The sequence below is a fragment of the Collimonas sp. genome, from assembly GCF_039923675.1.
Taxonomy (GTDB): Bacteria; Pseudomonadota; Gammaproteobacteria; order Burkholderiales; family Burkholderiaceae_D; genus Collimonas.
In genome coordinates this window covers 20272-33939 of the sequence record NZ_JBDTCG010000019.1, presented here as the reverse complement: position 1 = coordinate 33939, position 13668 = coordinate 20272, and the positions used below count along the sequence as shown (strand labels likewise).

General features: G+C 56.2%; 16 protein-coding genes. 6 read left to right on the top strand and 10 right to left on the bottom strand.

The window, feature by feature from the left end; all coding sequences use genetic code 11:
* Positions 1-62: 62 nt before the first annotated feature.
* On the top strand, positions 63-1145 hold the full coding sequence (locus ABI171_RS05190; RefSeq protein ID WP_348091548.1) for a mechanosensitive ion channel domain-containing protein: 1083 nt from the start codon (positions 63-65) through the stop codon (positions 1143-1145).
* A gap of 1 nt (position 1146) precedes the next feature.
* Positions 1147-2682: a S41 family peptidase gene (locus ABI171_RS05185; RefSeq protein ID WP_348099223.1), complete on the top strand. Its 1536-nt coding sequence runs from the start codon at positions 1147-1149 to the stop codon at positions 2680-2682.
* A 38-nt stretch (positions 2683-2720) separates the two neighbouring features.
* Here the strand turns inward: ABI171_RS05185 and ABI171_RS05180 are convergent, their stop codons facing one another.
* A complete protein-coding gene (locus ABI171_RS05180) occupies positions 2721-3311 on the bottom strand; it encodes an ATP phosphoribosyltransferase regulatory subunit (protein ID WP_348091546.1) in 591 nt (196 codons plus the stop codon).
* Here ABI171_RS05180 and ABI171_RS05175 point away from each other — a divergent pair.
* Together ABI171_RS05175 and ABI171_RS05170 are read left to right on the top strand one after the other, a co-directional pair.
* Positions 3305-3520 carry a hypothetical protein gene (locus ABI171_RS05175; protein WP_348091545.1) on the top strand — a complete coding sequence of 72 codons (216 nt, stop codon included), beginning with the start codon at positions 3305-3307 and terminating at the stop codon, positions 3518-3520. The genes ABI171_RS05180 and ABI171_RS05175 overlap by 7 nt on opposite strands.
* A 151-nt stretch (positions 3521-3671) precedes the next feature.
* Entirely contained in the window at positions 3672-4349 is a 678-nt protein-coding gene (locus ABI171_RS05170) for an HAD-IA family hydrolase (protein ID WP_348091544.1), read from the top strand.
* 36 nt (positions 4350-4385) lie between these two features.
* On the opposite strand, the gene ABI171_RS05165 is transcribed toward ABI171_RS05170, so the two are convergent.
* The 4 genes from ABI171_RS05165 to ABI171_RS05150 form a co-directional block, all read right to left on the bottom strand.
* Positions 4386-4616: a hypothetical protein gene (locus ABI171_RS05165; protein ID WP_348091543.1), complete on the bottom strand. Its 231-nt coding sequence runs from the start codon at positions 4614-4616 to the stop codon at positions 4386-4388.
* Between the two features lie 216 nt (positions 4617-4832).
* The gene (locus tag ABI171_RS05160) at positions 4833-5261 is read right to left on the bottom strand and encodes a hypothetical protein (RefSeq protein ID WP_348091542.1); all 429 of its coding nucleotides are present in this window, start codon (positions 5259-5261) and stop codon (positions 4833-4835) included.
* Positions 5262-5509: 248 nt separating this feature from the next.
* Positions 5510-5893, bottom strand: coding sequence for a RidA family protein (locus tag ABI171_RS05155; protein WP_348091541.1), 384 nt, complete (start codon positions 5891-5893; stop codon positions 5510-5512).
* Between the two features lie 100 nt (positions 5894-5993).
* Positions 5994-6227: a hypothetical protein gene (locus ABI171_RS05150; RefSeq protein ID WP_348091540.1), complete on the bottom strand. Its 234-nt coding sequence runs from the start codon at positions 6225-6227 to the stop codon at positions 5994-5996.
* Between the two features lie 339 nt (positions 6228-6566).
* Here ABI171_RS05150 and ABI171_RS05145 point away from each other — a divergent pair, with 339 nt between their 5' ends.
* Positions 6567-7568, top strand: a complete 1002-nt coding sequence (locus ABI171_RS05145) for a serine protease (RefSeq protein WP_348091539.1) — start codon at positions 6567-6569, stop codon at positions 7566-7568.
* A 92-nt stretch (positions 7569-7660) separates the two neighbouring features.
* On the opposite strand, the gene ABI171_RS05140 is transcribed toward ABI171_RS05145, so the two are convergent.
* The 5 genes from ABI171_RS05140 to ABI171_RS05120 form a co-directional block, all read right to left on the bottom strand.
* The gene (locus ABI171_RS05140; protein WP_348091538.1) at positions 7661-7894 is read right to left on the bottom strand and encodes a DUF6434 domain-containing protein; all 234 of its coding nucleotides are present in this window, start codon (positions 7892-7894) and stop codon (positions 7661-7663) included.
* Positions 7895-8340: 446 nt separating this feature from the next.
* On the bottom strand, positions 8341-9525 hold the full coding sequence (gene bktB, locus ABI171_RS05135) for a beta-ketothiolase BktB (protein ID WP_348091537.1): 1185 nt from the start codon (positions 9523-9525) through the stop codon (positions 8341-8343).
* 116 nt (positions 9526-9641) lie between these two features.
* Complete coding sequence (locus tag ABI171_RS05130; RefSeq protein ID WP_348091536.1) at positions 9642-9833, bottom strand: hypothetical protein; 192 nt, start codon at positions 9831-9833, stop codon at positions 9642-9644.
* A gap of 210 nt (positions 9834-10043) precedes the next feature.
* On the bottom strand, positions 10044-11174 hold the full coding sequence (locus tag ABI171_RS05125; RefSeq protein ID WP_348091535.1) for a porin: 1131 nt from the start codon (positions 11172-11174) through the stop codon (positions 10044-10046).
* 211 nt (positions 11175-11385) lie between these two features.
* Positions 11386-12057, bottom strand: coding sequence for a DsbA family oxidoreductase (locus ABI171_RS05120; protein ID WP_348099222.1), 672 nt, complete (start codon positions 12055-12057; stop codon positions 11386-11388).
* A gap of 610 nt (positions 12058-12667) precedes the next feature.
* On the opposite strand from ABI171_RS05120, the gene ABI171_RS05115 reads away from it, so the two are divergent.
* Complete coding sequence (locus tag ABI171_RS05115; protein ID WP_348091533.1) at positions 12668-13648, top strand: quinone oxidoreductase; 981 nt, start codon at positions 12668-12670, stop codon at positions 13646-13648.
* The last annotated feature ends 20 nt before the right edge of the window (positions 13649-13668 follow it).

The following is a 13668-nucleotide window of genomic DNA, read 5'->3' as shown; positions in this document are numbered from 1 at the left end:
CAAGGCACTTCATCACAGAGCGCACAACGCCGCGCCCTTCCCCAATAACAGGAGCCGCTTGCATGAATCTATCCATTTTCCCAGACCTGGAATATCTGCGCTCAGGACTGTACGTTCTCGGAGCGGCGCTATTGGCGGCACTACTGGCTGGCGTGCTGCATCACACCGGCATCATGCTGCTGCGACGTTTAAGCGGCAACCGGCCGTTTGTCGCCAATCTCAGCGTTATCGCCTATGGCGCCAGCCGAGCGTGCCTGATCTTGTTTGCGGTGCGCCTGGTGCTGACCGGCGCGCCGGACGATACGCCCTGGCTCGCATCCATGTCCTATTTGAGTTCCGTGGTGCTGATTATCGCCCTGACCTGGTTGGTGATGCGGTGTATCAGAGCATTAAGCGCCACCGTGATCCAGCTCAATCCCTCCACCCTTGCCGACAACCTGAAAGCACGTCGCATCCTGACCCAGACCCGGGTGCTGACGCGCAGCGCCTATTTCATCGCCGGGTTGCTCGGCCTGGCGTTTGTCTTGCTGACGCTGCCAGGCGCGCGCCAGTTCGGCGCCAGCCTGCTGGCCTCGGCCGGCGTCGCCGGACTGGTCGCCGGTATCGCCGCACGGCCGGTGCTGGGCAATTTCATCGCCGGCATGCAGATCGCGTTTTCGCAACCGATCCGCATCGACGATGTACTGATCGTCCAGGGCGAATGGGGCCGTGTCGAAGAAATCACCGGCACCTTCGTGGTGGTGCGGATCTGGGATGAAAGACGTTTGATCGTGCCCTTGCAATGGTTCATCGAGAACCCCTTCGAAAACTGGACTCATACCTCCTCCACCATCCTCGGCACGGTTTTCCTGTGGCTCGATTTCGCCGTCCCGGTACCGGCCATACGCGCTGAATTCGAGCGCATATGCAAAGGCTCGGCTTTATGGGATGGCCGCGTCTGTGTACTGCACGTGACGGACGCCAACGACCGCGCCATGCAATTGCGCCTGCTGGTCAGCGCCAAGGATTCCGGCACCGCCTTCGACCTGCGCTGTGCGATCCGCGAAGCCATGATCGGCTTCATATCCCGGCAGTATCCTGAAAGCCTGCCGCGCTTGCGGGCGGCGTTAAATCCGGAAGCGGTCCAGGTCTCGGAAAAAAGTTAGAATGAGGCACCAATCCACACCTCGGAAAAGCCGCGAGATGCGCTACAACGACACAACAAAATCACCAAGCCGCCATTGGGCCACGGTGGCAGTTTTGCTCGCCGCTCTGGCATGTTCTGTACCAGCGCGCGCCGCGGAGACCTCACCCTGCCCGCCAGACTGGGAACCCCAGATCTGCCAGCTGAAGTCGGTGGTGGAAGTCCTCAAGAAAGAGCACCTGACAGAAATCGACGTCCCGGCCTTTCTCGATGAAACCATCCGTCTTGGCGTCAAGACGCTACCCTACGCCAGGTTCTTGACTGCAGAGGAACAGCTGGAACAGGTAAAGAAAGACGAACGTACTCGCAACGGCGCACCCGGCATCGGCATCATCTTTGAAACCCAGCCCGACGGCTTGCATATCATCGACGTCGTACCAGAAGCACCCGCAGCACTAGCTGGCGTGCTCACCGGCGACCTCGTGGTGGCGATGGACGACAACAGCCTGGTGGGTGGCGGCAATGCGGATGTTACCAAATACGCCGGCGGCGAAATTGGCGCGCCGCTCAAGCTGACGCTGCTGCGCGGCGCCAAGCGGCAGCGGCTACAATTCACGCTGGTGCGCGCAATCATCAAGCCGCGCCCGGCAACCGCCAAGCGGCTCGCTGGCGATGTGCTCTACACGCGGATGGCCAGTTTTCCCGAGCCCGCGATTGGCGACTATATCGATGCGGTGCAGGCGGAACGTAAAAAGGGACCACCAATCAAGGGGGTGATTCTCGATCTGCGCATCAACGGCGGCGGTGCGCTGAACGCCGCCATCGGCATCACGGCACTCTTCAGCGGCCGCAACAAGACCGCGATGGTGACGCTGCAGCGCGACGACAAAACCCAGCACCGCATCAGCACCAACTGGCCGGATTACAATTTACCGGTCATGAAGGACCAAGACCCGCTGGCGCCATTGCAAGCCGACGACTGGTGGCTGAATGTGCCGCTGATCGTGCTGGTCGACGACCAGAGCGCCTCCGCCGCAGAAGCCACTGCCGCCGCCCTGAAAGACCTTGGCCGCGCCAAACTGCTGGGGACGCCGACCTACGGCAAAGGCATGGCGCAAAACGGCATGGGCACGCGCGACGGTACCTATCTGGTCTTGACCAATGCGCGCAACCTGCGGCCAAACGGCTGCCCGATGGAAGGTTACGGTGTGGTGCCGGACTGGATCGTGGCGCCTCGCAAGGATGCCGACATGGACGGCGTCCAGCTCGGCTACCGCGAAGTCGACATTCCGCGCGCCGCTTATGCCAGCAAATCGGCCCCCGATCCGTTCGCCGATGTACGCAAGGAACGCCAGCGCTTGCGCGACCGGCGCGCGCTCGCCAAACTGGACATCTCCAGAAGCACGACATTGCCGCAAAAGGAGTTCGCCAGCGATAAGGATTGGCAATTGAAGCAGGCCCTGAATGCGTTGGCAGGCAAGCCGGTGCAGGTTGTGAGCGTCAATCCGCGTTTCATGCCGGCGCAACCGGCATGCATCAAGCTTGACAATCAAACTTGACGATCAAACTTGACGAATAGCGCCGGCAACCAACTTGATCATGGCAACTTGCCCTGTGCTTGCAACGCAAGATACAGCCGCTCAAGACCTATGCCGAAACCCGCGCCTTCGCGATATGCGCCACCGCCGACAACCTGCTTTTGAGCGCCCAGTTCCGGGCAACGTATTTCAAAACCCTGGCCCTGCAAGTAGTAGGTCAAACCGCGCTTCGCTGTCATGTCGATCTCGTACTCCAATCCTAAGGAATTAAGGAAGCCGGCACACAGATTGCAGCTCGCTTCGAGGCCACGCTCCGGCTGTCCCGTCAGGATCTCGAAGCCAAGCTGTGTGAATTCGCGATAACGGCCCGCTTGCGGCCGTTCGTATCTATAGCATCTGGCAACGTAAAAATAGGTCGCCTCATTTCGTTTTCCCAGCAACTCCGCTGCGCGCTCCTGGAACAGCGCCGTGGCTTCCGGAATCAGGCAACAAGGCCGGCCTTTCTTGTCGTTGAACGCCCACATCTGCCCGAGAACCTCGCTGCCCCCGGCTTTATCTGTAAATGTATCTTGTCCCCACAGTGCGGGGACGATGACTTCCTGCGCGCAAGCTTCAATGAAGAAAGCCCCGGAAACGTGTTTCAATGGCACGCAGGCTGACGGCTTCCGGTCCGACAATAAATCTGGTTCCGCGAATCATGGTCATGATGTTTTCCTTGGTTGATTTTGAACAGACAATAAAAAAGGCGCCGATGGCGCCTTTGATCTGTTTTTTTTCACTCTTGGCATGCTGTCTGCAAGAAGTGACTATGGACGAAACAAATCCCGGCGCAAAGGTAGCCGTTGATGATGGCGCCTAGTGAGCCGGGAGTTAAGATTTTCCATGCGTCGATGGTGGCACAAAATTTCGCAAGCTGTCAACTTTCTCCCCAACCAGGGCACCTGCCGCGCTTGTTTCATTGAGATCGGAGATAATAAGCAGCCCTAATTCGCGCTTGAAGGAAATGGAATATGTGTGATCGTGGTTCATCGGCGCTCAATGGTCGCTACAGTGCATTCCTGTTCGACATGGACGGGACCATCCTCAATTCGATCGCCGCCGCAGAGCGCATCTGGGGTAAGTGGGCACATCGCCATGGACTCGATGTCGCGGCCTTTCTGCCGACCATCCACGGCGCTCGCGCGGTGGATACGGTTGCCCGCCTGGCGCTTCCCGGCGTCGATCCGGAAACTGAAGCCTCGGGGATAACCCAGGCGGAAATTTCCGATGTCGAGGGCATTATCGAAATTCCCGGTGCGGCAATTTTTCTAAGATCGCTGCCAGCGGCCAAGTGGGCCGTAGTGACTTCGGCGCCCAAAGCCCTGGCGATCGAGCGCATGAAAGCGGCGGGCATCCCGGTTCCGGATGTCATGGTGACGGCCGAGGATGTCTCGGCCGGCAAACCGAATCCTGATTGCTATCTGCTGGCGGCCAGCAAGCTGGGAGTCGGCGTAAGCGATTGCCTGATATTTGAAGACGCTCCGGTCGGCATCGCCGCCGGCGAGGCAGCGGGCGCAACAGTGGTCGTGGTGACGTCAACCCACGCCCATCCGATGGCGACCCGTCACGCATCGATCAAGAATTACGAAACGATGTCTGCCAACGTTGACGAGGACGGCTGCATCGGGCTTGAAGAACGGGCAACCTGACCAAGGGCTGGAAGTCCGGCTTTCAAAGTCCTTGCATCAAAGAGGATTTTGATCAATCCAGTCGCCGGAAAAATCGAGAATGTAAGCAAGCGCCTCATCTTCGGTATCGAATTCGCCGGTCGGCATCGTCCGCACGTAGCGAACTTCGCCTGTCGCGTCTTTGCCTGCGTGTATCGTAAAGCATGCGGAATATTTGCCGCTGTCCTGCTTTTTCAGCTGGGGAAATACGGCATGGCCCCGATACGGAAAGCTCCTCGCTTCGGTCATGGCAATTCCTTTGTTCAAGTAAAAATCAATACAATTATCCCCGAATTATCTAGAGAGGATTTGTTTTTCCGATTTTCAACAAGAGGAGTAGCGTAGGGGAGCAAGGATTTTTTGCTTGGTTGTCTAAGCTGAGAGATACACCGCAAGCAAGATGTCCGTGGAAATACCACGGCCCCTGAGTTGCTATCGAATGCAATTCCTTACCTCTGACAAATTCTATCGTTTGTCCGGTACGGTGAGTTCTCGACTGATGCCGCCTTCAAGCGCGCTGCCGCTGGTGACGCCCTCACCGCTCATGCGGCGCTGGCATGCATCCCGGTCGTCCGGCGGCAAGGCATTGCAACGCAACAAGGCATTTGCCTTGTCTGTCGCCCTGTCGTCCTTCAAGTGTCCCATCCTGGACTCCTGCAACGCGGCTCCAGCCTCTTTCAGGCATGTCGCACGGTCTTGGTTCGACTGGCCATTGTTGCAAGCGGCGCGGTCTGCCTGATAACGTGCATTTGCACCGGCCGAATCGCTTGTGCCGCCTGCCGCCGCGGCGGAAAACGACATACTCAAGGCGAACAACGCCAGCGCCGACAAGCAAGCGCCCTTGCGACTGAAGATACCGGATGCTGGAAATAAATGAATCTGGCGAATTGACATGATGACCTCCGATTGGAGCTTCCAATCTACCGTAGGGCATTGCCGCTGTATGTACGCTAGCGCACGCCCTTGATCACCCACAGCCGATGCCTCATGCGATCAAAGGCGCAATATTCACCGCGCGCGGCAGCGTTGTGCAAAGACAAAACCAGGCAATCCCACGGAAGCGCGCGGCTATTGCTGTGATATCCGCACTTCGGCGCCGAGCGGCAGGCCGGTTCGTCAAATCGGCCTTGAATTGAAAAACATCAAGAATCCTTCAGAGCCGTGACTTCAATCTCGATCTTCATGCGCGGATCCGCCAAGCCCGCCGAGATCATCATGGCGGCTGGGCGCACGTTGCCGAAGTATTTTCTCAAGACAGGCCAGCATTGCTCAAACTGAGCGCCATCGGGCAGGACATACGTGACGCGAACCACATCCTGCATGCCGGAGCCAGCCTGATGCAACGCGGACTCGATATTTTTCAAACATTGCTCGGTTTGCTCGACCAGATCGTCCGAAATAGTCATCGACGCGTAGTCGAAACCCGTTGTGCCCGAAACAAAAACCCAGTTGCCGGAGACTACCGCACGTGAGTAACCGATTTGCTCCTCGAAGGTAGAGCCTGAACTGATGCGTTGTTTCGTCATTTGATTCCCAATGGATGGATAAGCGCCAGTCTGCCAGTTCGTTAAGCCAGCCTGAGCGTAAAAGGATGTGATGGCATTATTTCAGAATGCTGATTCGCGTCTATCGGCGCAGGGCCAGATACGATTTTTCAGCCACCTTGAACTGATCGTCGATGTTGCCCAATTCTTCCGTCGAGAGGCTGATATGCAAATCGGCAGCAATCGACAGGTAAATACTGCGCGCAACTTGCAAGGATGTTACTCCGCTCCCGACCTGATGTGTCAGTATTGCCAAGACGTTCGCCAACAACATGCGATCAATGCTGCTGACTGTCTCGCGCTGGATTTGGTCCATTGCCCTCCCCCCGGAAGTTGACGCCATACAATTATGCCAGAAACAACAAACGCTGCGAAACAAGTTTCACCGTCCGATACGAAAGTCCCCGCTACCGGCTGGTAGCGGCATTGTTGCTCCGCTCGCCTGCCTACCTCAGGGATTGTTAAAGCGGAAGCTCTGTTCGTTGGCGCACGTCCAAGCCGGTATCAGCCCTCTATACTCAAGTTGCCGAAGTGATCACGCATGCTTGAGGTACGATGCAAAGACTGTCAAAAACCGCAATCTGCCAACAGATAGCAGGACTGATCCAAACAACTATCGACCGCTTAGCCGGCAAGCGGCATCCAAGGATAAATCATGCCTAGTACTCGCGACACTCTTCGGCGGTCGGCCATTTATGCGACGGCCGCTCTTTTGGCCGGCGTGTATCCATTGCCAGCGGCCTTTGCCGACTCTCCACCGGCCACGACCCCGGAAAAAGTATTTTCCCAAGTGTCTCCCAGAGTGTGGATGGTAAAAGCCGATAGTTCAGCTGAGCATGGAACGCGGATCGGAAGCGCGGTCTTGATCGCGCCGTCTCAATTTATTACGGCATGCCATGTTGTGGACAAGACAGAAAAGATTGTCCTATCAAATGGCAGCACAAATATAAACGTCGATCAAGTGCTTCATGACCCCGATCGCACCCGCGATCTGTGCCTTCTCCGAACGACCAGTCCCGTGCCCGTATCCCCGATTGTCATCGCGCCGGTCAATACGCTTCGAGTCGGACAACAAGTCTTTGCAGTATCCAGCCCTCGCGGCTTGGAGCTCTCATTGACAGACGGACTCATCTCCGCCTTGAGAGTAGAACCTGGTAGCGAATTACCGATCATTCAATCGTCTACTCCGGTATCGGCAGGATCAAGTGGAGGAGGCCTTTTTGACGACAATGGCAGACTTATCGGAGTCATCAAGTCAGTTGCCAGCCAAACCGAGAATTTCGCCTTTTCATATCCGGCGGAGTGGGTCACCCAACTGCCTGGCCGCTACGCCAAGGAAATCTCAGAATGGATGGCCGAACTACAAACCTTCGGCGTTAAATTCACCGCAGATGGCAATGTGATCGGAAGTGGATATGCCGCAATCACCGACATGGGCGCGCTACCTGTCGCCGCGGCAGAAAAGAGCGGCGTGGAGATCGCCTATAAAAAATATCTTCTACTTGCGGCGCCACGCACGTTCATCTTCACGAGCGATGGAAAATACGGCTCATTTTCAGACACCAAGAGCATCGTGCAATTCGCCGAAGACTGCTCGAAACGCAAAGTCACTTGCAAGCTGTACGCTGTTGATAATGCGGTTGTATGGCAGCGTTGAGGCGGACAAAGCGTTGAGAAGGTGACTGTGGGATGCATCAAAGATGCATGCGGTCTATGGCAGCTTGACCGGACATCAATTGTCGAGCCACGCTAATCGCTTTGATTCAGCGCCCTTCTCTGCCGGCGAGTCCATTCATCAGCAACATCACCCATGTTTTTGACAGTTCCATTGCGTATCCATGCCATAAACTCCCTGTCGAACTTGAACTCAGGTCCGCACTGAAGAGAAAGAAAGCGCCGGACATTCTGCGTATTTTTGTAGCCGACATCAACTACGGTTGCAGGGGAAATCAAAGCTCGGTGCCAATCGACATTCATCGTCATTACTCTCATCCCATGAACACAATTTGCGGCTCACCGCCCTCGGTCGCCAGTCGGACAAATAACCTTGGAAATGGGGAGCGACCCGCCTACACATTTTCTCCAAGCAGCTTTTTGTCGCGTATTAGAGCTGCTTGTTCAGTAGTATCCATGAAATCATAGAATTGCCGGCGTGTCGCCAGTTTCATTCTATTGTTGATTTGCACACGGAATTGACTCGTCCTTGTAGCCGACGCAGACCCGCTACTCAGCTTGAAATCAACGGATCCATGCAAGTTCCAAACGATCCCGCCGGTATCAAACTGAAGCGTCGAACGACCAACCGGGAAGCGTGCGACGCCGCGCTGAAGGCGCGCGACTGGTTGCTCATCTGACTTAAGCAGGACATGTGCCGGCGGGTTACGTAGCGCCGGCATCGATGCCTGACTTCCATCGACAGGTTGCTTCGGTTATATGCGCTCGAATATGGCGGCAATGCCCTGGCCGCCACCGATACACATCGTCACCAGTGCATAACGGCCGCCCACCCGCCGGAGTTCGTACAATGCCTTGACCGTAATCAACGCGCCGGTGGCGCCGATCGGGTGACCGAGCGAAATCCCCGAGCCGTTCGGATTGACCCTGCCTGGATCGAGGCTCAACTCTTTCGTGACAGCGCATGCCTGCGCGGCAAACGCCTCGTTGGCTTCGATGACATCGAGATCGGCGACCGTGAGCCCGGCACGTTCGAGCGCTTTACGTGTTGCGGGTACCGGGCCGATACCCATGTATTTCGGATCGACGCCCGCATGGGCATAGGAGACCAGACGCGCCAGCGGTTTCAGGCCGCGTTGTTCCGCGACGCCGCGCTCCATCAATACAACTGCAGCTGCGGCGTCGTTGATGCCCGATGCATTGCCCGCCGTAACACTGCCGTTTTCCTTAGCGAATATCGGGCGCAGTTTGGTGAAATCGTCCAGACTTGCTTGACTGCGCACATGTTCATCCGTGTCGAACAGGATTTCTCCCTTTTTCGATTTCAGCTTGATCGGCAGGATCTGCTCGCAAAAATAGCCTTGTTCGATCGCATGCGCTGCGCGTCGATGGGATTCGAGCGCAAGGGCATCCTGCTCTTCGCGCGAAATACTGTATTTCTGCGCAACGTTCTCTGCCGTAACGCCCATGTGAATCCCATGGAACGGGTCGTGCAAGGCGCCGAGCATCATGTCGGTCATGCGCGAGTCTCCCATGCGCGCGCCGAAGCGCAAATCGGAAGAGATGAACGGCGCACGGCTCATGGATTCCGCACCGCCACCAATGGCGATATCTGCATCACCCAGCATGATGCTCTGTGCGGCCGAGATAATAGCTTGCAAACCAGAGCCGCACAGGCGATTGAGCGTCAGCGCCGGCGCGTGGTCGGCGACACCGCCGTTCAGTGCAGCGACGCGCGCCAGATACATGTCCTTAGGTTCGGTCTGGATCACATTGCCGAACACGACGTTACCGACTTCGTCTCCCGAGACTTGTGCACGGGCGAGCGCCTCGCGCACGACAGCTGCGCCAAGTTCCGTTGGTGAAAAATCTTTCAGGCTACCGCCGAAATCCCCGATGGCGGTACGCACACCGCTGACTACTACAACTTCTCTTTGCATGATTTTCTCCTTTTATTCTCGACTGAAATTCTCGATTGAAATTCTCGACTGAAATTCTCGACTGAAAACACGAGAATCAATAATTCTATAATGGTCGGATTGGCAGACCCGGTACATTAGAAGTGTTCTTCCGAAAGAACGAACAAATCAAGCTCGCAAGCATTTTTAATTGTAACCGCAAGCGCCCGCGCTTGCGGCAGGGTCAGAAGCGCTTCAATGGCGCCGTCGGTCAACATCGGACACAATGCAAAGGACAGGTTGGCTGCGTTCCACATTTCAATGCATGCAGCCGAAATCAGTTTGGGCAAGCCTTGCCCATTGATAGCTCATTGGTTTTTCCAAAAAATAAAAGATTGTTGCAAAATGCATCTGACGTTATTGCAATTTCTCGCCAAACGCATTTTGTAACAAGCACTCAGACAGGCCGGTAGCGCTTCCTGCACATGGACACCATCGTCCCCGAACACGCACCGGCCGGCTCCTCGTAAAGCTCGTCAGCCAACGATGTCAGTCAAGAATCAAAACGAGTGGCGTATCCCGAGCATGGCTGCGCTGGTTGCCACTCCTTGCGCTACCGGCGAACCGTAGGAGATCGTCTGGTTCATATTCCCCTTGTTGTCGACACGCCCTACATCGCCGTACACCGTGGTCATCTTGGAAAGCTGATACTCGGCGCCAAGCGCATAGGAGGTCGATTTATTGAGCGAATGATCTTTATCCTTCAGGTAATAGACGCCACTTGTGATCTTGAGTACTGGTGAAAAGTGATAACCCAGACCGACCGAATACGCATCGATGTCGGAACTATACGGCGCCAGGGACTTCGTGTGAGCGTTGCTATACGCGGCCGACATGATCCACGAACCCAAGTCATAGAGCCCACCCAGATAGGTGTAGCGGTTATTGTCGACGCCTGTTGGCGCGGGGCTGGCTGGCGTGATATTAGTGTCGTGCGCGTTGTAGTAAACCCCGGCCAGATGCAAGCCGCCATTGACGTATTGCAAAACGAGGGATTCGCGCGATCCGGCCGTATTGTTCCCGGCGACTTCGCCCGGCGCAAACTCCAGGCTCACTGTGACGCCGCCGAAGTTCGGTGATTTGTAGATGATGGCATTGCTGTCATACACCGCACCGACCGCGGCGTTGGTATTGCTGCCTAGCCAGCCGGCGGCGGTGTTCATGCCTATCCATGCCGTGAAAGCACTGCCAAAATATTCAGCGCCTCGGACGTCGGTGTCGACCATGGCCCAGGCCATCGCCGCATACTGGCGACCCAGATCGACCGAACCGAAGGGTCCGGACACGCCAACGCTGGCGACCTGATTGAATATCGCGACGGTGCCGGTGGTATCGGGCAAACCGACTGCGCCGGTGCCACTGTTGAACGCTCCCTGCAACCTGAAGTTGGCGTGATAACCACTACCCAAGTCTTCGCTGCCTTTCATGCCCCAGGTACTGGCGTACATGCCGCCATCCTTGTAGCGGAAGGTGCTGCCGGTGCTCGGCGTCTTCTGACCAAAGTTGGCGGCTGTGGTGTTCTGGTACATAAGACCTGTATCGAGCGCGCCGTACAGCGTTACCGAAGTTTGCGCCTGTACCGCGCCAGCGCACAAGATCATTGCCGCCATGCTTATCAATTTCAACTTCATTTGGTCTCCTGATAGTTATAAACCGGACCGATCTGTGCCTGTCCGGGTGCTTCGTCGTCAAAAAAACTTCATTCTTCCGGCCCCTTACGCCGTCAGAAAACAATCCCGGTGCCGCTCACGCAATTTGTACTTCAATACCTTGCCGGAGGTCGTAATCTCCGCAAAAAACTGTGGCGCCAGATCCTGTGGAAAGCCTCGCGCCAGATCGACCTTACGCGGCCGCTGGGAATGACGTGTCATGGCCAAGCTCTTCCTTGATAAGGGTCTGTATCAAGGAGAACATGACCGCCGACGATTGTGCTCCAGCCAAGGTGTATCGCTGATTGAAAACAAAAAATGGCACACCGGAATGCATTTGCTGTCCGTCGTCTGGCGCCGCGCTTGCAGGTTGCCATGCAATCAATTTATCCAGATCCAAACCGAAGCTTTGCGCAATTTTCATCAGCGTTTCTTCATCACCGATGTTTTCACCGAGAACAAAATAAGCCGCAAACAGATGCTCCAGCAACGCTTCATATTGCGTCGTATCGCAATTATTTGCGGCGAATTTCAGCAGGCGATGGGCCTTGCCAGTGTTGGGAAACACAGAGATACGATCGAGCCTGATCGTCAGTCCGGCGCGCTCCGCTGCATCACTCACCTGGGCCTGGCGCATCTGCACCGCTGCCTTGCTCCCTAGCCTTTTTTCATAGAAGCTTGCAAAAGGCAGCCCTTCTAACGGCACGTCCGGTAGCAGTTGCACCCCATGCCAGTTAATCCGCACCATGATGTCCGGATAACTATGGCGCACTGATCCCAGTGCACGATCAAGGTTGCGCTTGCCGATCAGACACCAGGGACAGACCAGGTCGAACGTGACGTCGATATCCACTATTGATGTCATGCGTGCGCTACCGGGTCGCGACTGGCCGAAGCCACTCCCATGCAGCGTAGAACCTTGGGACTTCTGACTGCATGAAAACGCATGGCTTTGACCATGGTCTGCCTCCTGTTTATTGTTAATGGCGTTAATGCCGTTAATTGCTTGGTTCAAAATTTAACGGATTGAAAAACCTGTCGCTTCTCATTTGACGACAAATACTTTTCATTTCATGACGCGTACTTCGCACTTCATGACAGTCGGCTTTTATTCACTAATACCTGTACCCATTTCAAAGATATTCGTGATGTGCGCCCAATAGCGAGCTATTGGCAGAGGGCGCAACGCGGTTAGCAGAGAACCATGGAATCAATGAATTTTCAGGGCATCCCCACGGCGGCGCTCTAGTCAAAATCGGTACTTTCTGCGCAAAAAAAAGAATCGACCCCGCTATATCCCGCCCTTTTGGGCGTGATACTTTATTCTGGAATGCGCCCCACGAAACAGCATTTTGTCGTCAAATGAAAGACGTATGTCGTCAAATGTGAAGCGGATGCGATCTGGGTCTCCTATATTTAGTTCACGCATAAGCATTCCGAACAACAAATAACAAACAACCCGCAGGAGACACAAAATGGTCAAAGCAGTACGCTTTTATGAAGCCGGCAGTCCCGACGTTCTTCGATACGAAGATGTTGAGGTGGGCAACCCCGGCCCGGGACAGGTCCGCCTGCGCCATGCGGCGGTGGGCTTGAATTTTGCCGACACCTACTTTCGTAATGGTACTTATCCCGTCCCCCTGCCCAGTGGCATGGGCGTGGAGGCCTCCGGCGAGGTGCTGGCGTTGGGCGATAGCGTAACCAATGTGGCCGTGGGCGACCGCGTCACCTACACCGGATTCATCAACACGCTGGGCGCCTACAGCACCGAGCGCCTGGTTCCGGCAGGGCCACTGATCAAGCTGCCTGATGCCATTTCTTTTGAAACAGCGGCGGCCATGACCATGCGCGGCCTGACATCGGCCTACCTGATGCGCCGCATCCATGACTTCAAAGCCGGTGACACCATCCTGTTGCACGCTGCCGCCGGCGGTGTCGGCCTGATCGTCTCGCAGTGGGCCAAGCTGCTAGGGATTACGGTGATTGGCACGGTGTCTACCGAAGCAAAGGCCGCCGTGGCGCGCGCCCATGGCTGCGACCACACCATCAACTACAGCCATGAGGACGTGGCCAAACGCGTGCGTGAGCTCACCAACGGCGTGGGCGTGAACGTGGTGTTTGACAGCGTGGGAAAAACCACCTTCGAAGCCTCGCTGGACTCGCTCAAACGCCGCGGCCTGCTGGTGTGCGTGGGCACGGCCTCCGGCCCCATCCCGCCCTTCAATCCGCTGCTGCTGGCCATGAAGGGTTCGCTCTACATCACCCGTCCTGCGTTGGCCGACTATATTGCCGATCCGGCCGAAAAGGCGGAGCTGGCGGGCGAGATATTCGGCCACATTGCCGCTGGCCGCATCCAGATCGAGATCAACCAGCGCTATGCGCTGGAAGACGCCGTGCAGGCGCACCGTGATCTGGAAGCGCGCAAGACCACCGGCTCATCAATTTTTGTCATTTAACCCTGCCGGAGGAGACAAAT